Annotated in this window: 1 protein-coding gene; it reads left to right on the forward strand. The window is 73.6% G+C overall.

Going from position 1 to position 23,603, the window contains the following annotated elements:
- Nucleotides 1-37 precede the first annotated feature (37 nt).
- Nucleotides 38-23,593, forward strand: a complete 23,556-nt coding sequence (locus tag ABZU76_RS31655) for a non-ribosomal peptide synthase/polyketide synthase (RefSeq protein WP_354875866.1) — start codon at nt 38-40, stop codon at nt 23,591-23,593.
- Nucleotides 23,594-23,603: the final 10 nt, after the last annotated feature.

Here is a 23,603-nt window from a genome sequence, read left to right on the forward strand (position 1 = left end):
GCCAGTCCAGCTTCAGTCCAACGGTGGAGGTTCCCGGATGACCGGCGTCGTGCCCGGTTCCCCCTTGACCGCGGCGCAGGCCGGGGTCTTCTTCGCGCAGTCGCTCGCCCCGGCGGACCCGGCGTACCGCATCGGCTGGTACGCCGACGTGCGCGGCCGCGTCGATCCGGCGCGGCTCGCGGACGCGGTGCGCCGGGCGGTCGGCGAAGCCGAGGGGCTGCACGTGACGGCCCAGGCCGACGAGACCGGCGTGCCGCGGCAGTACCCGGCGCCGTGGGCGGCCGAGGTGCCCGTGGTGGACCTGTCCGGCGAACCCGACCCCGAAGCGGCGGCGCACGCGTGGGTGCGGGCGGCACTGGTGGAGCACGTCGACCTCGGGCGCGGGCCGTTGACCGCGCACGCGGTGCTGGTGCTGGGACCGGACCGCGTGTGGTGGGCGCAGACGTTCCACCACTTGGTGACCGACGCGCACGGCCAGGCGGTGCTCACCCGCCGGGCCGCGGAGCTTTACGACGGCGACGCGTCCACTGTGGACTGGTCGGTGGCGCCGCTCCTGGCCGCCGACGGCGAGTACCGGGAATCGGCCGCCTACGAAGCGGATCGCGCGTACTGGCGCGAAAAGCTCGCCGGCCGGCCCGATCCGGTGCGGCTAGTCGGCGGCGACGGCGAGGTGGTCCGGCGGTCGGTCACGCTGCCGGCCGCCCGCGCCGACGGGCTGCGGAAGTTCGCGGGCAACCACGGCACCCGCCTGTCGCGCGTGGTGCTCGCGGCGCTGGCCGCCTACGCGCACCGTGTCACGGGCGCCGAGGACCTCGTGCTCGGCCTGCCCGTCGCGGCGCGTCCCGACGCCGAGCTGCGCGGCCGGCCCGGAATGCTGTCGAACCTCTTGCCGCTGCGCGTTTCCGCGCGGCCCTCGACGACACCGGCCGAGCTGGTCTCGACGGTCACCCGCGAGGTCGCCGACCTGCTCGACCACGGCCGCTGCCGCGGTGAGGACCTCGCGCGCGAGGAGAACCTGACCGGCGGGATTCACGAGCTCACCGGGCTGAGCCTCAACTTCCTGCCGGAGGTCTCGGTCGCGTTCGGCGAAGCCGCGGCGACGGTGCACAGCGTCGCGCTCGGCCCCGTCACCGACCTCGCCGTGACCGCGCACGACGCCGGCGCGGGCGGTGGGCTGCGGCTCGAGTTCGCGGCCGCCGGCACTCCCGAGGCGCTGGCCGAGCACGAGCGTCGCTTCCTCGCCGTGCTCGACGCCATGGCCGCGCACGCCGACCGTCCGATCGCGGCGATCGACCTGCTCACCGAACGCGAACGGCAGCTCGTGCTGACCGAGTTCGCGACGTCGCCCGCCGAGTCGCCGGAACTGAACTGGCCCGAGGCCTTCGCCCGTGTCGTCGCGCGGCAGCCGGAGGCCGTCGCCGTGGTGTGCGAGGGCGCGCAGCTCACCTACGCCGAGCTCGACGCCGCCGCGAACCGCCTGGCGCGCCTGCTCGCCGCCCGCGGGGTGGGGGCCGAGGACGTGGTCGCCGTGGCGCTGCCGCGCTCGATCGACCTGGTCGTGGGCCTGCTCGGTGTGCTCAAGGCCGGCGCCGCGTACCTGCCGCTGGACCTGGACCTGCCCGAGGACCGCCTGGAGTACCTGCTGACGGACTCGGGCGCGCGTGTCGTCCTGTCGGTCGCCGAATCCGCGGACCAACTGCCCGTGGTCGGCGACGTCGTGCTGCTGGACGACCCCGCTGTGCGCGCGGAACTCACCGCTCTGGACGGCGCGCCCGTCGACCTCGGCGAGCTGTGGCTCGACCGCGCCGCGTACGTCATCTACACCTCCGGTTCCACCGGCAAGCCCAAGGGCGTGGTGCTCTCGCACGACGGCATCGGCAGCCTGATCGTCACGGCCACCGAGCGCATCGGGATCACGCCCGAGAGCCGGGTCGTGCAGTTCGCGTCGGCCGGGTTCGACGTGACGGTGTGGGACCTCGTGATGTCGCTGTGCGTGGGCGGGCGCGTCATCGTGGTGCCTTCGCACCGCCGCGTCGCGGGCGTCGAGCTCACGGGGTACATCGCGGACAACGCCGCCACGCACATGATCCTGCCGCCCTCGCTGGTCGCCGCGCTGCCGGCCGACTGCGAGCTGCCGAAAGGCGCGGTGCTCATCGTCGGCACGGAAACCGTGCCGCCCGAGCTGATCGCGCGCTGGGCGAAGGACCTGCGCGTGGTCGCCGCGTACGGGCTCACCGAAGCGACGGTGAACTCCACGCTGTGGTTCGCGGAAACGGACTGGACCGGGCCGATCCCGATCGGGCGCCCCGACCCCAACACCCGCTGCTACGTGCTGGACACCGCGCTCAACCCCGTGCCACCGGGCGTCGAGGGCGAGCTCTACGTGGGCGGCCGCGGCCTCGCGCGCGGATATGTCGGGCGTGCCGGGCTCACCGCCGAGCGGTTCGTGGCCGACCCGTTCGCCGGCCCGGGCGAGCGCATGTACCGCACGGGCGACCGCGTGCGCTGGCGCTCCGACGGGAACCTCGACTTCCTGGGCCGCGCCGACCACCAGGTCAAGATCCGCGGTTTCCGGGTGGAGCCGGGTGAGATCGAGTCGGTGATCGCGGCGCACGACGGCGTCGTACGCGTGGCCGTGGTGCCGCGCGAGGTCAAGCCGGGTGATCGGCGGCTGGTCGCGTACGTGGTGCCGGAGCAAGCGCCGGGCGCCGACCGGGACGCGGCGCGGGAGGCCGCGCAGGTCGACCGCTGGAAGGACGTGCACGAGCTGCTCTACTCGGTCGCCGATCGCGACCCGTTCGACGAGGGGTTCACCGGCTGGAACTCCAGCTACGACGGGGAACCGCTGCCGCTGGGTGACATGCGCGCGTGGCGGGATTCCACTGTGGACTCGATCCGGGCGTTGCGGCCGCGTCGCGTGCTGGAGCTCGGCGTAGGCAGCGGGTTGCTGCTGTCGAAGCTCGCGCCGGACACCGATGAATACTGGGCGCTGGACCTGTCCGAAGAAGTGGTGCGGCTGCTGGAAACCCGTGTCGCGGACCGGCCGGAGCTGGCGGGCAAGGTGCATCTGCGGGCGCGCCCGGCGCACGAGCTGGGCGATCTGCCACAGGGGCACTTCGACACCGTGGTGATCAACTCGGTCGTGCAGTACTTTCCGAGCGCGGACTACCTCGTCGACGTGTTGCGGCAGGTCACGGGGCTGCTCGCGCCTGGTGGCTCAGTGTTCGTGGGTGACGTGCGGAACCTGAGTTTGCAGCGGGTTCTGCGCGCGGGCATCGCGGCCGTACAGGGGGACGCGACGCCGGCCGCGGTCGACGCGGCTGTGGCTCGCGAGGACGAGCTGGTGCTCGACCCGGGCTTCTTCGCCGCGCTGCCTCGGCGGATCAGTGCGTTCACCGAGGCCGACGTCCGGCTGAAGCGGGCGACGTACGAGAACGAGCTCAGCCGGTACCGCTACGACGTCGTGCTGCGGACGGAACCCGTTGCCCCACGCGAGGTTCCGGCGGTGCCGTGGGCCGAGCTGGGCTCGTCCGGCGCGTTCTCGGCTCACCTCGGCGAGCACCGGCCGGCCGCGCTGCGCGTGACGGGGATCCCGAACGAGCGGCTCATCCCGGATCTCACGGCGTTGCGGGCGCTCGGCGGGGAGCCGGCGCCCGCCCACAGTGCGGCCACGGACCCGGACGTGCTGGTCGAGCTGGCCGGCGCGGCCGGTTACCGCGCGGCGGCCACGTGGTCGGGGCAGACGGCGACGGCGTTCGACCTCGTGCTGTCGCGCGAGGAGCCGGTCGCGACGTACCTCGGTGCGACCGACGGTCGGCTCGCCAACGTGCCGGTGGTCTACCGCGACCCCGCGTCGCTGATGAAGGATCTGCGCACCCACGTCGAAGAGGCGTTGCCGCACTACCTGGTGCCCTCGGCGTTCGTGCCGCTGGACCGCCTGCCGATCATGACCAACGGCAAGCTCGACCGCGCCGCGCTGCCACTGCCCGACTTCGGGGCGCTGGCGCGGGGCCGCTCGCCTCGGACGCCGCGCGAAGTCGTGTTGTGCACAGTGATGGCCGACGTGCTCGGCGTGCCCTCGGCCGGCGCGGACGACGACTTCTTCGCGCTCGGCGGCGACAGCATCTCGTCGATCCGGCTCGTGCTTGGCGCCGCCCGGCACGGCCTCGCCATCACGCCACGGCAGGTGTTCCAGCACCGCACCGCGGAGGCGCTCGCCGCGTGCGCCGGTGAAGTGACCACAGCCGACGAATCGGCCGAGCCGCTGCTGGAGCTGTCCGAAACGGACTCGGCCGCCCTCGGTTCGCACGCCGAGGTGCTGCCGGTGACCCCGCTGCAGCAAGGGTTCTTCTTCCACGCCGCGTTCGAGGACGACGACGTCTACACCGTCCAGGAGATCTTCGACCTGGCCGGACCGGTGGACCCGCCCACGCTGCGCCGCGCCGTGCAGAACCTCCTCGACCGCCATTCGTCGCTGCGGTCGGGTTTCCGCCAGCTCGACGACGGCCGCGTGGTCCAGGTCGTGGCCGCGCACGCCGAGCTGCCGTGGCGGGAGGTCTCGCCCGAGGCCGCCGCCGACGCGCTGGCCGCCGACCGCGACCGCCGCTTCGCCCTCGACCGGCCGCCGCTGCTGCGCGCCACGCTCGTCGGGCGCGAGCGGCTCGCCCTGACGTTCCACCACATCGTGGCCGACGGCTGGTCAGTCGCCGTGATGGTGCGCGAGATCCTCTCCCGCTACGGCGCCACCGAACCGCTTCGGCCCGAACCCGCCTCGCGGACGGCGCACCTGCGCCGGCTGGCCGCGCGCGACCACGGCGCGGCACGGCAGGCGTGGGGCGCAGCGCTCGCGGGCGTCGAGGAACCGACCCGCCTGGTGACCACGCCCGCCGGAGTGGCGCCACGGCGTCCTTCGCGCGTGCACTTCGCCGTCGACGAGGCGACCACCGCCCGAGTGGGCGCGTTCGCGCGCGAGCACGGGCTCACGCTCGGCACCGTGCTGCACGGCGCGTGGGGTCTCCTGCTCGGCCGCTTGACCGGCCGCGGGGACCTGGTCTTCGGCAGCACGGTGTCGGGCCGCGACCCCGGTGTCGCCGGGATCGAGGACGCCGTCGGCCTGTACATCAACACCTTGCCCGTGCGGGTCCACTGGACCGGGGGCGACACCGTCGCCGGGCTGCTGCGGCGGTTCCAGGACGAGCAGGCCGCGCTGCTGGACCACCAGCACCTGGGGCTCGCCGAGCTGCAGCGGATCGCCGGCGTGGGCCAGGAAGAGCTCTTCGACACGCTCGTCGTGGTCGAGAATTACCCGCGCGAGAACGACGACGCGGGCGCGCTGCGCGTGACCGGCGTCGAGGTGGTGGACGCGGTGCACTACCCGGTCGCGCTCATCGCCACGCCGGGCGACACGCTGGAGTTCGGGCTGAAGTTCGACGCGGTGCGCCTTGACGCACGGGCGGCCGAGCAGCTCGCGGAGCGGTTCGTGCGCGTGCTCGAAGCGTTCGCCGCGGCCCCGGACGCGCCGGTGGCGCACGTGGACCTGGTCTCGGCCGCGGAGCTGGAGCGGCAGGGAGAGCTGAACGCGACCGCCGTGTCAGTGCCGGAGCAGACACTGCTCACGGCGTTCGAACGGCACGTGGCCGAGGCGCCGGACGCGACGGCCGTGCTGTTCGAGGACGAGCGGCTGTCCTATGCGGACCTGGACACGCGCGCGGCCGTGCTGGCCCGACGGTTGCGGGCCCGCGGCGCGCGGCCCGGGTCGGTGGTCGCCGTCGCGGTGCCGCGCTCGGCCGAGCTGATGGTGGCACTGCTGGGCGTGCTGAAGTCCGGCGCGGCCTACCTGCCGCTCGACCTGGAATACCCGGCCGAACGGCTTGAGTACATGCTCGCTTCCTCGGGGGCCGCGCTGGTCGTCATCGAACCGGGGACGGCCGCGAAGGTCCCGGCAGGGCCCGAACAGGTGGCCGTTGACGGCCCCGAAGACAGCACTGCGGTCGAGGTTCCCGGCGCGGCTACCACGCCGGACGACGCCGCCTACCTGATCTACACGTCCGGTTCGACCGGCCGGCCCAAGGGTGTTGTGGTCACGCACCGCGCGATCGTCAACCGGCTCGCGTGGATGCAGCACGAGTACCGCCTGGGCGCCGACGACCGCGTGCTGCAGAAGACGCCGTCGAGCTTCGACGTGTCCGTGTGGGAGTTCTTCTGGGCGCTGCGCGAAGGCGCGGCCGTGGTGTTCGCCCGGCCCGACGGCCACCGCGACCCGGCGTACCTCGCCGAGGTGATCCGCACCCACGGTGTGACAACGCTCCACTTCGTGCCGTCGATGCTGGCCGCGTTCCTCTCCGTCGAGGAGGTCACCGGCGATCCGCGCTGGGCCGCGTCGCTGCGTCGCGCGTTCACCAGCGGCGAGGCGCTGCCCGGCGAGGCCGCGGCACGCTGGCGGCGGCTGACGGGGGTGCCGCTGCACAACCTGTACGGCCCCACCGAGGCGGCCGTGGACGTGTCGTACTTCCCGTTCCGCGACGGTCCGGAAACGACTGTCCCCATCGGACGTCCGGTGTGGAACACGCGCCTGCTCGTGCTGGACACGTGCCTGCGCCCGGTGCCCGAAGGCGTGGCGGGGGAGCTGTACCTCGCGGGCGTGCAGCTCGCGCGGGGTTACCACCGGCAGCCCGCGCTCACGGCGGAACGCTTCGTGGCCGACCCGTTCGGCGAGCCCGGCGCGCGGATGTATCGCACCGGCGACTGGGTGCAGCGCCGCGCGGACGGCGAGCTCGAGTACCTGGGCCGCACCGACCGGCAGGTGAAGATCCGCGGCAACCGCATCGAACTGGGCGAGATCGAGGCCGTGCTCGCGGCGCAGCTAGGCGTCCGGGCGGCCGCGGTCGTCGTGCACGACGGCGCCCTGGTCGGTTACGCAGCCGGTGCGGCGGACACCGGCGAGCTCCGGGCCGCGTTGACCGCGGCGTTGCCCGCGACGATGGTGCCCCACGCCCTCGTGGTGCTCGACGAGTTCCCGCTGACCCGGAGCGGCAAGCTCGACACCCGCGCCCTGCCCGCGCCGGCCGTCCCCGCGGCCGCGGCCACGGTGCAGCGCGGCGACGACCGCGAGTCCGCCCTGACGGCGATCTTCGCCGACGTGCTCGGGCTGGCCGAGGTCGGCGCGGACGGCGACTTCTTCCTGCTGGGCGGCGACAGCATCACGTCGATCAGCGTGTCGAGCCGGGCCCGCCGGGCCGGGTTCGACCTGAGCCCGAAGGACGTGTTCACCCACCGCACGCCCGCCGCGCTGGCGGCGCTCGGTGGCGAGCCCGTGGCGCAGGGCCCGGTGTCCGACCCGGACGGGGTCGGCGACGTGCCGCTGCTTCCCGAGGTCCACCGACTGCGCGAATTCGGCGACAGCGGTGCCGAGTCGATCGAGCTGCGCCTGCCGGCCGACGCGGACACCGAAAGCCTCGCGGCCGCTCTGCAGGCAGTGTTCGACCACCACGACGGGCTCCGGCTCAAGCGCAGCCGCGTCGCGTCGGTGCTGTGGTCGCTCGAGACGCGTCCGGCCGGCGCGGTCGACGCCGCCGAGGTGCTGCTCGCCGAGAACACCACGGCTGCGGGCACCACGGCCGCCAACACCACGGCCGTAAACACCACGGCCGAGTTCGACCCGGACGCCGGGATCCTGCTGCGGGCCGTCCGGTCCGGCGACCGGCTCCTGCTCACGGCCCACCCGTTGCTGGTCGACGCGCCGTCGTGGCGCACGATCGCCGCCGACCTCGCCACGGCGTGGACGGCGGCGCGGGCCGGGCGCACGCCGGTGTTCGCCGCGGTGGAAACCTCGCTGCGCACCCACGCCCGCGTCGCCACCGAGCGAGCGCAGGCGCCGGACCTGCTGGCGGACTTGGAACACTGGGCCACGACGCTCGCACCGGGCGCCGCGACGGTCCCCGTCGCCGGGACGCAGACCGAACGCACCGTGCGGTTCCCGCCCGACCAGAGCCGGGCCCTCGTCGAGCAGCTGCCGGCGTCGGTGCGCGGAGACGTGACCGACGTGCTGCTCACGGCCCTCGCGCAAGCCGGCGGCGAACTGGTCGTCGACGTGCTCGACCGTCCTGAAGGGACACCTGCCGCGGTGGGCGCGCTGCACACCGCGCGTCCGGTGCGGCTGGCCGTGCCGGACCTCAAGCAGGTCAAGGACCTCGTCCGCGCGGCCCCTGACGCCCTCGGCTTCGGCCTGCTTCGCTACCTCAACCCGCAGGCCGCGCCGTTGTTCGCCCAGCTCGCCCGCGCTGAGGTGCTGCTGCGCTACGCGGGCCACGTGCCGTTCGGCGCGCAGGACTGGGACTTCGCGACCGGCCCGGGCGCACCGGTCGGCGCGCACGCGCTGCGGATCGGCGCGGTCTGCGAGGACACGCCGGAAGGACCGGTGCTGGCGCTCACCTTCGCCGGTGCCACACCGGACTTCGTCGACCGCGTGGTCGCCGCACTGGCCGACCTCGCCGCGACGGACGTCGCCGCGGCCGGGCTGACCACGTCGGACCTCACGCTGATCGAGCTGGCACAGGACGAGATCGAGCACGTCGAACGGCTGAGCCCGCTGCCGCTGTCGGACATCTGGCCGCTCTCGCCACTGCAGGAAGGTCTGTTCTTCCACTCCAGCTACGACCAGTCGCGCATCGACGTCTACACGATCCAGGAGGCCATCGACCTCGACCGGCACCTCGACGCCGATCGCCTGCGTGCCGCGTGCGCGGCGCTGATGGACCGCACGCCCAGCCTGCGCGCCGGCTTCACCAGCGAAGGCCTGCGCGGGCCGGTCCAGTTCGTCACCGCCGGTTTCCCGCCGCCGGTGACCGAAGTGGACCTGCGCGTACTGTCCGAAGCAGACCGTGAGCGGCAGCTGACCGAGCTGATGGAGCGCGACCGGACGACCCGGTTCGACCTCGGCGCCCCACCGCTGTTCCGGATCACGCTCGTGCGCCTCGGCGACGAACGCGACCGCGTGGTGCTCAACCGGCACCTGCTGCTGTGGGACGGCTGGTCCGCGTGGCTGTTCATCGAGCAGCTCTTCGCGCACTACGAAGGCGGCGAACAGCCGACGGGCGGGTCCTATGTGGACTACCTGGAGTGGTTGTCCCGCCAGGACGTCGAGGAGGCCACGGCGGCGTGGCGCTCGGCGCTGTCCGGGCTGGGCGAGCCGACGCTGATCGGCCCCGACACGCAGGGGCTGGAACCCGTCACGCCGGTCAACCTCGACGCGCACCTGACGCCCGAGCTGACCGACCGGCTGCGCGACGAGGCCCGGCGCCACGGTCTCACGGTGAACTCGGTGCTCAACGCGGCGTGGGCCCTCGTGCTGTCCACGATGGTCGGCCGCCAGGACGTGGTGTTCGGCGCCGCCGTCGCCGGGCGCCCGGCCGCCGTGCCGGACATCGAGACCACGATCGGCCTGTTCCTCAACACCGTGCCGGCGCGCGTGCGGCTCGTGCCCGACGAGCCGGTGCTCGACCTGCTGCGCCGCATCCAGTCCGAGCGCATGGACCTCACGCCGTACGAGTTCACGAGTCTCGGCGTGCTGCAGCGCGAGGCCGGTCACCGCGTGCTGTTCGACACGCTGTTCGTGCTCCGCGGCGCGGACGGCGACGAGCGTTACGCCGGGTTGCGCCACCGCCACGGCATCTCGAGCCTCGTGAACGTCGATGCCACGAACTACCCGTTGACGCTGGTCGTCACGCCGGGGCAGTCGATGCGCGTGACCCTGTCCTACCGCGACGACGTGATCGCGGCCGACGAGGCCGCCGTGCTGCTGAGCCGGTTCACGGGGCTGGTCGAGCAGCTCGTCGGCGACCTCACTGCACCCGTCGGCGCGCTGGAGACGGTGTCCGCCGAGCGCCGCGCGGAGCTGGGGGAGATCTGGTCGGCCACCGAGCACCCGATGATGCGGGACACGATCGCCGACCTGCTCGCCGCGCAGGCCACGAGCACGCCGGATGCCACCGCCCTCGTGTTCGGCGAGCAGACAGTGACCTACGCGGAGCTCGACGAAGCCGTGAACCGCATGGCCCGCCTGCTGCTTTCCCGCGGCGCCGAGCCGGAACGCGTGATCGCGCTCGGCCTGCCGCGCTCGATCGACATGGTCGTGGCGCTGTTCGCCGTGCTGCGCACCGGAGCCGCGTACCTGCCGCTCGAGCTCGACTACCCGGCCGACCGCCTCGCGCTGATGCTCGACGACGCCGGACCCCTGTGCCTGGTCACGACCACGGCCGTCGCGCAGGATCTGCCGCAGGACCTGCCGCGCGTGCTGCTCGACAGCGAGGAAACGCGCGCGGAACTCGGCGCGCTGTCCGGCGGCGAACTGGCGGACGTCGAGCGCCCGCTGTTCGGCCGCGACCGTGCCGACCGCATGGAACACCCCGCGTACGTCATCTACACCTCCGGTTCCACGGGGAAGCCGAAGGGCGTCGTCACGCCCTACCGCGGCCTGACGAACATGCAGCTCAACCACCAGGAAGCGATCTTCGGGCCGGCCATCGCGTCGGCCGGCGGGCGCCGGCTGCGGATCGCGCACACCGTGTCGTTCGCGTTCGACATGTCGTGGGAAGAGCTGCTGTGGCTCGTGGAGGGCCACGAGGTGCACGTGTGCGACGAGGACCTGCGCCGCGACGCTCGCGCGCTCGTGGCGTACTGCGACCGGCACCAGGTCGACGTGGTGAACGTGACGCCGACCTACGCTCACCTGCTCATCGAGGAGGGACTGCTCGAGGAAGGCCCACTCGACGAAGACACTGCGAGCCACCGGCCCGCGTTGGTGCTGCTCGGCGGCGAAGCCGTGTCCGAATCGGTCTGGAACCGGCTGCGCGACACCGAAGGCGTCTACGGCTACAACCTCTACGGCCCCACCGAGTACACGATCAACACCCTCGGCGGCGGCACGACCGACAGCGACACCCCGACCGTCGGCAAGCCCATCTGGAACACCCGCGCGTACATTGTGGACAACTGGCTGCGGCCGGTGCCCGACGGCGTGCCCGGTGAGCTCTACATCGCCGGCACCGGCCTGGCCCGCGGCTACCTCGGGCGGGCGGCCCTCACGGCGGAGCGGTTCGTCGCGGATCCGTTCGGCGGGCCCGGTTCGCGCATGTACCGCACGGGCGACCTCGTACGCCGGCGGCCCGACGGGAACCTCGACTTCCTCGGCCGCACCGACGACCAGGTGAAGATCCGCGGCTACCGCGTGGAGCTGGGCGAGATCGAGACGGCGCTGGCGCGGCACCCGCAGGTCGCGCAGGCGGCCGTGATCGCGCGGCCGGACCCGTCGGCGCCGGGGCTGCAGCGGCTCGTCGGCTACGTCGTGCCGGCCGAGCTGAGCGGCGACGAGCGCGACGCGGCCGAGGCCGACCAGGTCGGCGAATGGCAGCAGATCTACTCCGACGAGTACACCGAGATCCCGACCGCGCTGTTCACCGAGGACTTCGCCGGCTGGGACTCCAGCTACGACGGCACGCCGATCCCGTTGGCGCACATGCGGGAGTGGCGCGCGGCCACCGTCGCGCGCATCGGGGAGCCGGCGCCGCGGCGGATCCTGGAGATCGGCGTCGGCACCGGCCTGCTGATGGGGCAGCTCGCGCCGCACGCCGAGGAGTACTGGGGCACCGACCTCGCCGCGCCGGTGATCGGCAAGCTCACGCGAGAGCTGGAGCGGGCCCCGGAGCTGGCCGCCAAGGTCACGCTGCGGGCGCAGCCGGCGCACGAGTTCGGCGACCTGCCGCGCGGCCACTTCGACACCGTCGTCATCAACTCCGTGATCCAGTACTTCCCGAGCGTCGACTACCTCACGCAGGTGCTGAGCACGGCGCTCGATCTGCTCGCGCCGGGCGGTTCGCTGTTCGTCGGCGACGTGCGGAACCTGCGGCTCGCGCGGTCGTTCCACACGGCCATCCAGCTCACGCGCGCCGACGTGACGTCCGACGTCGCCCAGCTGCGGCGCGCGATCGAACGCGGAGCGGCGCTGGAGAAGGAGCTCCTGCTCGACCCGGACTACTTCACGGCGCTCGTGCACACGCTGCCCGGCGTCGGCGCCCGCATCCGCGTGAAGCGGGCCGAACTGCACAACGAGCTGAGCCGCTACCGCTACGACGTCGTGCTCACCAAGGACACCACGGGCGAGGTACCGGTGGCGCAGGCGCCGCGCGTGCTGTGGGACGAAGCCGGCTCGCTCGCCGAGCTGGAGAGCAGGCTGACCGGCGAACAGCTGCGCGTCAGCCGGATCCCGGACGCGCGGCTCGCCGCGGAGTTCGCCGCCATGCGGGCGCTCGACGCGGGCGCGCCGCTGCTCGACGTGCTGGATCGCTTCCACGGCACCGGTGACGGCATCGAACCCGAAGCGGTGCATCGCCTGGGTGAGCGCCTGGGCTATGCCGTGCACACGACGTGGTCGACCGGCGTCGACGGGGTGTTCGACGCCGTGTTCGTCCGCGCACATGCACCGGTCTCGGGCCTGTACGTGCCAGCGGCGACCGGCACGAACCTCGCGCGGTTCGCCAACCGCCCCACCGCTGCGCGCGGCAGCGCCGAACTGGTGCAGGTGCTGCGCGACGAGCTGAAGCGGCAGCTGCCCGACTACATGGTCCCGGCCGCGTTCGTGACGCTCGGCAGCCTGCCCCTGACCGACAACGGCAAGCTCAACGTCCGCGCCCTGCCCGATGCCGAACCCGCCGTGTCGCTGGCGGAGAGCCGGCCCGCGGCCTCGCGCGAGGAAGAGGTGCTCTGCGAGCTGTTCGCCGAGGTTCTCGGCCTCGAGCGCGTGGGCGTGGAGGACTCGTTCTTCGACCTCGGCGGGCACTCGCTGCTGGCCACCCGCCTGATCAGCCGCGCCCGGACGGAGCTCGGCGCCGAGCTGGCGATCAAGGACCTGTTCGAGGCACCGACCGTCGCGGGGCTGGCCGCGCGGGCCGGGAGCGGCGAACCCGCGCGGCCGTCCGTCGTACGCGCGGATCGGCCCGGGCGCGTCCCGCTGTCTGCGGCCCAGCGCCGGCTGCTGCTGCTGGAAGAGCTGGGTGAAGTCGGCGAGGCGTATGACTTCCCGCTGTTCTTCCGCGTGCGCGGCGACCTCGACGTGGCCGCGCTGCGCACCGCGCTCGGCGACGTCGTCGCCCGGCACGAGTCGCTGCGTACCGTCTTCGCCGACCACGAAGGCTCGCCGTACCAACAGGTTCTGCCCGCCGCGGAGCCGGAGCTCACGGTCGGGGACTGCGCGGAGGCCGACGTGCCCGAGCGGCTGCGGGGGCTGGCCCGGTACCGCTTCGACCTGCGACGGGAGCCGCCGCTGCGCGCCGAGGTGCTGCGGCTGGGCGATCGTGACCACGTGGTGGCGATCGTGCTCCACCACGTCGCCACCGACGAGTGGTCCGACCGGCCGTTCCTCGCGGACCTGACCACTGCGTACGAGGCGCGCGTGGCCGGCCACTCGCCAGAGCTCGCGCCGCTTCCCGTGCAGTACGCGGACTACGCGCTCTGGCACGAGGCGCTGCTCGACCGGCTCGGTTCCGAGCAGCTGGAGTTCTGGACCACGGCGTTGCGCGGCCTGCCGGACGAGCTGGCGCTGCCGGCCGACCGGCCCCGGCCCGCGCGGCCGAGTGGTGCCGGCCGGACCGTGCGGGCCGGACTGCCGGCCGAGGTCGCCCGAGCGCTGCACGGCTTGGCGGCGTCGTCGGGCGCGAGCATGTTCATGGTCCTGCACGCGACCGTCGCGACCCTGCTGCACCGGCTCGGCGCGGGCGAGGACATCCCGCTGGGCGCGCCGATCGCGGGCCGCACCGACGCCGCGCTCGACGAGCTGGTCGGGTTCTTCGTCAACACGCTCGTGCTGCGCGCCGACCTGTCCGGCGAGCCGACGTTCGCCGAGCTGCTCGCCCGGCTGCGCGAAGCGGACCTTTCCGCGTTCTCGCGCCAGGACCTGCCCTTCGACCGGCTGGTCGAAGAGCTGAACCCGGACCGCGTGCCCGGGCGCAACCCGCTGTTCCAGGTCATGACGGGCTACCACTACCGGCCCGATGGCGACCCGGACGTGCTGGGGCTGCCCACCGAGTGGCTCGAGGTGCCCGGTGAGACGGCGATGTTCGACCTGAGCTTCACGATGGTCGACGACGCCGGAGCCGACATCACGTTGCAGCTGGAGTACGCGACCGACCTGTTCGACGCGGGCACGGCGGAGCGGATGCTCGCGCGACTGGTCTCGCTGTTCGGCCAGGTCGCCGCCGAACCCGCCGCCACGATCGGCGAGTACGACCTGCTCGGCGACGACGAACGTGATCTCGTTGTGCGCCAGTGGAACGACACCGCGCACGAGAGCGAACCGGCGACGGTGGCGGAGCTGGTCGAAGCCCAGGCGGCGGCGACGCCCGACGGCGTGGCCGTCGTGTTCGAGGGCACTTCCCTGACCTACGCCGAGGTGGACGCGTGGGCCAACCGGCTCGCGTGCTGGCTGCGGGAGCAGGGCGCCGGCGCCGAATCGGTGGTCGCGGTCGCGCTGCCGCGCTCGGTCGAGCTGGTCGTGGCGCTGTACGCCGTGCACAAGGCGGGCGCCGCCTACCTGCCGCTCGACCCCGGCCAGCCGGCCGAGCGCGTGGAGTACCTGCTCGCCGATGCCGCTCCGGTGTGCGTCCTCGACGACCCGGCGCTCCTCGGGCGGCTGGACGGCTACCCCGCCACGGCACCGGAACGCGTGGCGCGCCCGGCGAACCCCGCGTTCGTCCTCTACACGTCCGGTTCGACCGGCCGGCCGAAAGCCGTGGTGGTCCCGCACGAAGGCGTGGTGAACCGGCTGCGCTGGCTGCAGCACGCGTATCCGCTGGACGCGACGCACCGCATGCTGCACAAGACGCCGATCACCTTCGACGTGTCGGTGAGCGAGGTGTTCTGGCCGCTCATGGTCGGCGGCGTCGTGGTCGTCGCGCGCCCGGACGGGCACCGCGACCCGCGGTACCTGGCCGAGCTGATCCGGGCCGAGCGCGTGACGGCCGCCGACTTCGTACCGTCGATGCTGCAGCTGTTCCTGGAAGAACCCGCCGCGGCCGGGTGCACGAGCCTCACGCGGATCGTCGTCGGCGGCGAGGCGCTGGGACGCGACCTGGCCGCCCGGGTCCGCGAGGTGCTCGGCATCCCGCTGCACAACCTCTACGGCCCGACCGAGACGTCGATCGACGTGCTGGCCTGGACCGACGACGGCGGCCCGATCGCGATCGGGCGGCCGGGCTGGAACGTGCGTGCGTACGTGCTCGACGCACGCCTGCAGCCGGTGCCGCCGGGCGTCATCGGCGAGCTGTACCTCGCGGGCGCCCAGCTCGCGCGTGGTTACCTCGGGCGGCCCGGCCTGACGGCGGATCGCTTCGTCGCCAACCCGTTCGGCCCGCCGGGTTCGCGGATGTACCGCGCCGGCGACCTGGCCCGCCACCGCGGCGACGGCGTGCTGGAGTTCTCGGGCCGCGCCGACGATCAGGTGAAGGTGCGCGGCGTCCGGATCGAGCCCGGTGAGGTCGAGGCCGCGCTGGCCGGTGACCCGTCGGTGGCGCAGGTCCGGGTGGCCGCGCGCGACGGGCTGCTGGTCGCCTACGTCGTCCCGGCCGGTGCGCTGGACGCGGCCGGTTTGCGGGCGCGGGCGGCGGAAACGCTGCCGGCGCACCTGGTTCCGGCGGCGGTCGTCGAGCTGGCGGAGCTGCCGCTCACCCCGAGCGGCAAGCTGAACCGTCGCGCGCTGCCGGCGCCGGAGTTCTCGGCCGGGTCCGGCCGGGCGCCCCGGACAGCGCGCGAGACCGAGCTGTGCGAGCTCTTCGCCGACGTACTCGGCGTGGCCGCGCCGGGCGTCGACGACGACTTCTTCGCTCTCGGCGGGCATTCGCTGCTCGTGATGCGGCTGGTGAGCCGGATCCGGGGCGCCCTCGGCGTCGACGTCCCGCTGCGCACGGTGTTCGACGCGCCGACGGTCGCGCAGCTGGCCCCCCGTCTCGACGGTCTGTCGGCCGGGCGGCCCGAACTGGTGGTGGCGGCGCGGCCGGAGGTGCTCCCGCTTTCGGCGGCGCAGCAACGGCTCTGGTTCCTCTACCGCCTGGACGGTCCCACGTCGACGTACTCCGTGCCGCACACGTGGCGGCTGCGCGGCGCGCTGGACCTCGACGCGTTGCGCGCGGCGTTCGGCGACGTCGTCACCCGGCACGAGGTGCTGCGCACGGTCTTCGAGGAACACGACGGGGTCCCCGCGCAGCGGCTCCTCGCCGGCGCGCCGCTGGACTTCGCCGTCGAGCGCGTGACCGAGGTGGCCGCGCGGATCCGGTCCGAAGTGGACGTTCCGTTCCGGCTCGACGAGGCCCCGCCCGTGCGCGTGCGTGTGTTCACCGTGGCCGACGACGAGCACGTGCTGCTGGTGCTCCTGCACCACGTGGTCACCGACGAGTGGTCGGAAGGCCCGCTGCTCGCCGATCTCGCGACGGCCTACCGCGCGCGGCTCGAAGGTATCGCTCCCGAGTGGACACCGTTGCCGGTGCAGTACGCGGACTACGCGTTGTGGCACCAGGCCGTGCTCGGCGGCGAGCAGGAGGGCCAGAGCTCGTTCTGGCGCGACGCGCTCGCCGGGCTGCCGGAGGAGCTGGATCTGCCCGCCGACCGACCACGGCCGGCGGAGTCCAGCCACCGCGGCGGGACCGTGACGTTCGAGGTGCCGGCCGAGCTCACGGCGCGGCTGCGCGCACTGGCGATCGAGCACGACACCAGCATGTTCATGCTCAGCCAGGCCGCGGTCGCCACGTTGCTGCACCGCCTGGGCGCCGGCACCGACATCGCGCTGGGCGCGCCGGTGTCCGGGCGCACGGACGAACGGTTGACGGATCTGGTCGGGTTCTTCGTGAACTCGCTGGTCCTGCGCACAGATCTGGCGGGCGATCCCGCGTTCGGCGAGCTGTTGCGCCGGGTGCGGGCGACGGACCTGGCCGCGTTCTCACACCAGGACTTGCCGTTCGACCGCGTGGTCGAGGTGGCGGACCCGGAGCGTTCCCTGGCGCGGCACCCGCTGTTCCAGACCATGGTCGTGTACCTGCCGGAGGGCGCGGACCCGCCGCAGCTGCCGGGGCTGCAGGTCGTGCGCGAGGACGTGACGCAGGACGTCGCGAAGTTCGACCTCGAGTTCGGGTTCCTGGAGCAGCCGGGCGGCGCGATCGCCGGCGCGGTGGAGTACAGCGCGGACCTGTTCGACCGCGCGGCGGCGGAGTCGTTCGCGACACGGCTGGTGCGAGTGCTGGAGCAGGTGGCCGCTGATCCCTCGGTGCCGGTCGGGTCGGTCGACGTGGTGTCGGACGATGAATCAGCGCTGCTGGCGACGTGGAACGCCACCGATCACGACGTGGTCCCGGCGACACTGCCGGAGCTGTTCGAGGCGCAGGTCGCTCGGACGCCGGATGCCGTCGCGGTGGTGTTCGAGGGCGCGTCGCTGTCGTACGCGGAGCTGAACGCGCGGGCCAACCAGCTCGCCCGGTGGCTGCGCGAGAAGGGCGCCGGGCCGGAGTCCGTGGTCGCGGTGTCGCTGCCGCGGTCGCTGGACCTCGTGGTGTCGCTCTACGCGATCCACAAGGCGGGCGCGGCCTACCTGCCGCTCGACCCGGACTACCCGGCCGACCGGCGTGGGTTCATGCTCGCCGACGCAGCTCCGGCCGTCGTGCTCGACGGCCCGGTCGACGCGTCCGGTCACGACAGCACGAACCTGGAGCTCACGGTTGCGCCGGACGCACCCGCGTACGTGATTTACACCTCGGGCTCGACCGGGCGGCCCAAGGGCGTCGTGGTCCCGCACGCCGGGATCGTGAACCGGTTGCAGTGGATGCAGGACGAGTACGCGCTGACCGCCGACGATCGCGTGCTGCAGAAGACGCCGTCGAGCTTCGACGTGTCGGTGTGGGAGTTCTTCTGGCCGCTCGTCACCGGCGCGACGCTGGTGGTCGCCAAACCCGAGGGCCACAAGGATCCCGTGTACCTCGCGGGGCTGATCCAGCGCGAAGGCGTGACGACCGTCCACTTCGTCCCGTCGATGCTGGAGGTGTTCCTCGGCGAACCGGGCGCCCGTACGTGCTCGAGCCTGCGGCGCGTGCTGTGCAGCGGTGAGGCCCTGCCGGCCGACGTCGTGGCGAGGTTCGACCTCGACGCCGAACTGCACAACCTGTATGGGCCCACGGAGGCGTCGGTCGACGTCACCGCGGCGCCCGCGCGGGTGGCGCCGTCGGGCCGGGTCCCGATCGGACGTCCGGTGTGGAACACCCGCACCCACGTCCTCGACGCTCGCCTGCGGCCCGTGCCGCCGGGCGTGGCGGGGGAGCTGTACCTGTCCGGCGTGCAGCTGGCGCGCGGTTACCACGCGCGCCCGGGCCTGACGGCGGAACGGTTCGTCGCGGACCCGTTCGGCACGCCCAGCGAGCGGATGTACCGGACCGGCGACCTCGCCCGGTGGACGGCGGACGGGGAGCTCGAGTTCCTGGGCCGAGCTGACGACCAGGTCAAGATCCGCGGCTTCCGCGTGGAGCTCGGTGAGATCGAGGCCGCTTTGGGTACGCACCCGGCCGTCGCTCAGGCGCGCGTGATCGTCCACGAAGGACGGCAGCTCGTCGCCTACGTCGTCGCTCGGGTGGCCACAGACGACCTGCTCGACAGCGCCGTTCTCAAGCATGTCGCGAAGACGCTGCCCGAGCACATGGTCCCGGCCGCCGTCGTGCCGCTGCCCGAGCTGCCGCTGACGCCGAGCGGCAAGCTCGACCGCCGGGCGCTGCCCGCACCTGAGTTCGAGGCCGGCGACGACGCTCCGGCCACACCCCGCGAGGAAGTGCTCGCGGAGCTGGTGGCCGGCGTGCTCGGGCTGCCGCGCGTCGGCGTGCGCGACGACTTCTTCCGCCTGGGCGGCGACAGTATCGTCGCGATGCAGCTCGTGGCCCGTGCCCGGGCCGCCGGTCTGCTGCTCGGCGCGCGGGACGTGTTCCGCCACCGCACGGTCACCGGCCTCGCGGAGGTCGCGGGGGAGGTGCTGGCCACGCCGTCGTCGGACGACGGACGGCCGTTGCTGGACCTGACCGAGGCTGAACGCGCGGAGCTGCAGGCGAGCGCACCCGACGCGGCCGAGGTCTGGCCGCTCACGCCGCTGCAGTCGGGGCTGCTGTTCCTGGCCACGGCCGACACCGAGGGCCCGGACGTCTACACGGTGCAGTTCGGGTTCGACCTCGCCGGGCTCGATACGTCCCGGCTGCGGCAGGCGGTGCGGGACTTGCTGGGGCGGCACCCGAACCTGCGCACGAGCTACCGGTACCTGGCTTCCGGGCGTCCGGTCGCGCTCGTCGCGCGTTCGGCCGAGCCCGAGTGGCGGGAAGCGACCGACGACGCCCTCGACGCGGAGCTCGCGCACGAGCGCCGCCGGTTCGACGTCAGCGCCGGGCCGCTGCTGCGGTTCCTGCTCGTGCGCTTCGCCGACGGGCACCACCGGCTGGTGGTGTCGCACCAGCACCTGCTGCTCGACGGCTGGTCCGTGCCGCAGCTGCTGGCCGAGCTGTCCGCGCTGTATGCCGGCCGGGAGCTGCCGCCCGCGCTGCCGTACCGCGGTTACCTGGGCTGGCTGCGTGACCAGGACGAGGCCACCGCCAAGGCGGCCTGGCGCGACTCGCTCGCCGGTCTGGCCGAGCCCACCCGGCTCGCGCCCGTGGACCCGGATCGGGCGCCCGTGTTGCCGAAGCAGCGGACGCTGGAACTGCCCCGTGAAGCGACAGGCGAGCTGACGGCGCTGGCGCGCGAGCGTGGGCTCACAGTGAACACGCTGGTCCAGACGGCGTGGGGCCTCCTGCTCGCGTCGCTCACCGGGCGCACCGACGTGGTGTTCGGCGCGACGGTCGCGGGCCGGCCGCCGGAGCTGCCCGGAGTGGAGCGGATGCTCGGGCTGTTCATCAACACCGTGCCGGTGCGGGTGCGTCACGACCCGGCCGAACCGCTGTCGGCGCTGCTGGAGCGCGTGCAGGAGGAGCAGGCCGCGCTCCTGCCGCACCAGCACGTGGGGCTGGCCGACATCCAGCGCGAGGCCGGGCTGGGCGAGCTGTTCGACACGCTCGTGGTGTTCGAGAGCTACCCCGGCGCCGAGGACGATCCTGACGACGGGCTGCGGGCGACGATCGTGGACCACCGCGACTCCACGCACTACCCGCTGACGTGGGCGATCGAACCGGCCGAGCGGCTCCGGCTCACCGCCGAGTACCGCGCGGACCTGTTCACCGACGACGACGCGGAGCGCCTGCTCGCCGGCATGGAGCTGCTGCTGGGTGCGATGGTGTCCGAAGTGGACCGTCCGGCCGGGACGGTCGACGTGCTGCCGGCGCAGCTGTCGCGGCGGATCCTGCGCGACTGGAACGACAACGCACTAGCGGTGGAGCCGTCGACCGTCGCCGGGCTGTTCGAGGCGCAGGTGCGGCGCTCGCCCGACGCCGTCGCGGTCGTCGGCGGGGCGAAGTGGACCTATGCGGAGCTGAACGCGCGGGCCAACCGGCTCGCGCGGGCACTGGTCGAGCGAGGTGCCGGGCCGGAGACACTGGTGGCGCTGGCGTTGCCGAGGTCGGCCGGCGTGCTGCTGGCGATCCTCGCCGTGCACAAGGCCGGTGCGGGCTACCTGCCGCTCGACCCGGACTACCCGGCCGAACGGCTCGCCGCGATGCTGGCGGATGCCCGGCCCGGGCTGCTGGTCACCGTCACGGAGGTCCGCGGTGTCCTGCCCGAGTTCGCCGGCATGGTGCTGCTGCCGGATCTACTGGCGGCTGAGGGGTCCGAAGAGGACTTGACGGACGCCGACCGGCTGCGGCCGCTGCGGCCCGAGAACCCGGCGTACGTGATCTACACGTCCGGCTCGACGGGCACGCCGAAGGGCGTCGTGGTGCCGCACTCGGGGCTGGTGAACCTGTTCCACAGCCACCGGGCCACGCTGCACCGGCCGGCCGTGGCCCGCACCGGGCGCGAGCACCTGCGGGTGGGGCACGCGTGGTCGTTCTCGTTCGACGCGTCATGGCAGCCGCAGCTGTGGCTGCTCGACGGCCACGCCGTGCACGTGGTGCCCGACGAGGTGCGCCGCGACCCGGAGCAGCTCGCCGACCTCATCCGGCGCGAGGGGCTCGACTTCATCGAGGTCACGCCGTCGCTGTTCACACAGCTGGCCGATGCCGGACTCGTCGAAGGCGACCGGTGCCCGCTGGCCGTGGTCGGCGTCGGCGGCGAGGCGGTGCCGGAGGCGCTCTGGCGCCGGCTGGCCGAGCTGGACGGGACCGAGGCGGTCAACCTCTACGGGCCGACGGAGTCCACTGTGGACGCGCTGGTGGCACGGATCGCGGACAGTGACCGGCCGCTCGTGGGCCGGCCGGTGGCCAACACCCGCGCGTATGTGCTCGACGGTTCGCTGCGGCCCGTGCCGCCGGGCGTCACCGGGGAGCTGTACCTCGCCGGTGACGGCCTGGCGCGGGGATACCTCGGCCGGTCGGCGCTGACGGCCGAGCGGTTCGTCGCGGACCCGTACGGCGAACCCGGCACGCGCATGTACCGCACGGGCGACCTCGCGCGGTGGACGCCCGACGGCCGGCTCGACTTCGGCGGCCGCGCCGACGACCAGGTGAAGATCCGCGGCTTCCGCGTGGAGCCGGCGGAGATCGAGGCGGCGCTCGACCGGCACCCGGCGGTGGCGCAGTCGGTGGTCGTGGTGCGCGAGGCGCGGGTGAAGCAGCTGGTGGCGTACGTGGTGCCGGCGGCGCCGGTGGACGCCTCGGAGCTGCGGCAGTACTCCGTCTCGGCGTTGCCCGAGCACCTGGTCCCGGCGGCGTTCGTGGTGCTGGAGCGGCTCCCGGTGCTGGCCAACGGGAAGCTCGACCGCGCGGCCCTGCCCGCGCCGGACTTCTCGGCCCAGGTCGGCGGCCGCGCGCCGTCGAGCGAGCGGGAGCGCGAGCTGTGTGCGATGGTCGGCGAGGTGCTCGGCGTGCCGGGCCTCGGTGTCGATGACGACTTCTTCGCGCTGGGCGGCGACAGCATCGTGGCCATGCAGCTGGTGGCCCGCGTCCGCGCGGGTGGGCTGCGGATCTCGCCGCGCGACATCTTCCGGCACCGGACGGTGGCGGGGCTCGCGACGGTGGCCACCGAGGCCGGCGTCGTGAAGCCGATGTCCGACGACGGCACCGGCACCGTCGGGCTGACCCCGATCATGCACGCGATGCGGGAGCTGGGCGGCCCGATCGCCGGCTACCACCAGGCGGCGCTGCTGATCACGCCGGCCGAGGTGACGAGCGAGAGCCTTTCGGCCGTGCTGCGGGCCGTGGTCGACCGGCACCCGATGCTGCGGGCGCGGCTCGACCGGGAGCCCGAGCGGTGGGCGTTGCGGGTGCCGGCACCGGTGGACGTGAGCGGCTGGGTGTCGCGAGTGGACGTTCGCGGGCTCGGGGGTGCGGAGCTGGAGCGCGTGATCGCGGCGGAGGCTCTGGCCACGCGGGCGCGGCTCGACCCGGACGCCGGGGCGATGCTGCGGGCGACCTGGTTCGACGCCGGGCCGGCGCGGGGCCGGTTGCTGGTGCTGGTGCACCACCTTGTGATCGACGGGGTGTCCTGGCGCGTGCTGCTGCCCGACTTCGCGGCGGCGTGGGAGGCCGTGGCCGCCGGGCGGAAGCCGGAGCTGCCGCCGGTGGACGTGTCGTTCCGGCGGTGGTCGGAGCAGCTCGCGGCGCGGGCGGTGGAGCCGGCTCGCGAGGCGGAGCTGGACCGGTGGCGCTCGGTGCTCGCCGGCGGCGATCCGTTGCCGCTGCTGCGTTCGCGTGATCCTGAGGTGGACGTCGATTCGGGGCTGGGGGCTCTGTCGCTGACCTTGCCGGCGGCGGTGACGGGTCCGTTGCTGGGCCGCGTGCCGGCGGCGCTGCGGGCGACCGTGAACGACGTGCTGCTCACCGGCCTCGCGCTCGCGGTGGCCGACTGGCGCCGCCGCCACGGTGCGGGCGAGGGCACGGCGACGCTCGTCGACCTCGAGGGCCACGGCCGCGAGGACGAGCTCGCCGGCGGCGCGGACCTGTCGCGCACGGTCGGCTGGTTCACCAGCGTCGTGCCGGTCTGCCTCGACCTCGGTGAGCTCGACCTCGCCGACGCACTGGCGGGCGGCCCTGCGGCGCGCACGGCACTCGAGCGCGTGCGGGCGGAGCTGGACGCCGCACCCGTCGCGGGCACGGGTTTCGGGCTGCTGCGGCACCTGAACCCCGTGACCGGGCCGGAGCTCGCCGCGCTGCCGGAGCCGGAGATCGAGTTCAACTACATGGGCCGCTTCGGCCACGCCGACCAGGGCGACTGGGAGTACGCCCCCGAGGGCGACGCCGCCGACCTCGGCGCCGATCCCGGCAAGCGCGTCTCCCACGCGCTGACCGTCAACGCGCTGGCCGAAGACCGGCCCGACGGCCCCGTCCTGTCGGCCCACTGGTCGTGGCCCGAGGCCCTCGCACCCGAAGCGCGGGTGCGCGACCTGGCCGAAACGTGGTTCCGCGCACTGGGCGCCTTGGTGCGCCACGCCGAAAACTCGCAGTGAGAAAGGACAA

It is taken from the genome of Amycolatopsis sp. NPDC005232, from assembly GCF_040607795.1.
Classification (GTDB): domain Bacteria; phylum Actinomycetota; class Actinomycetes; order Mycobacteriales; family Pseudonocardiaceae; genus Amycolatopsis.

Bases quoted from the DNA above. Each gene is read 5' to 3' on its own strand.
- ABZU76_RS31655 (WP_354875866.1), top strand. From the start codon at position 38: ATGACCGGCGTCGTGCCCGGTTCCCCCTTGACCGCGGCGCAGGCCGGG.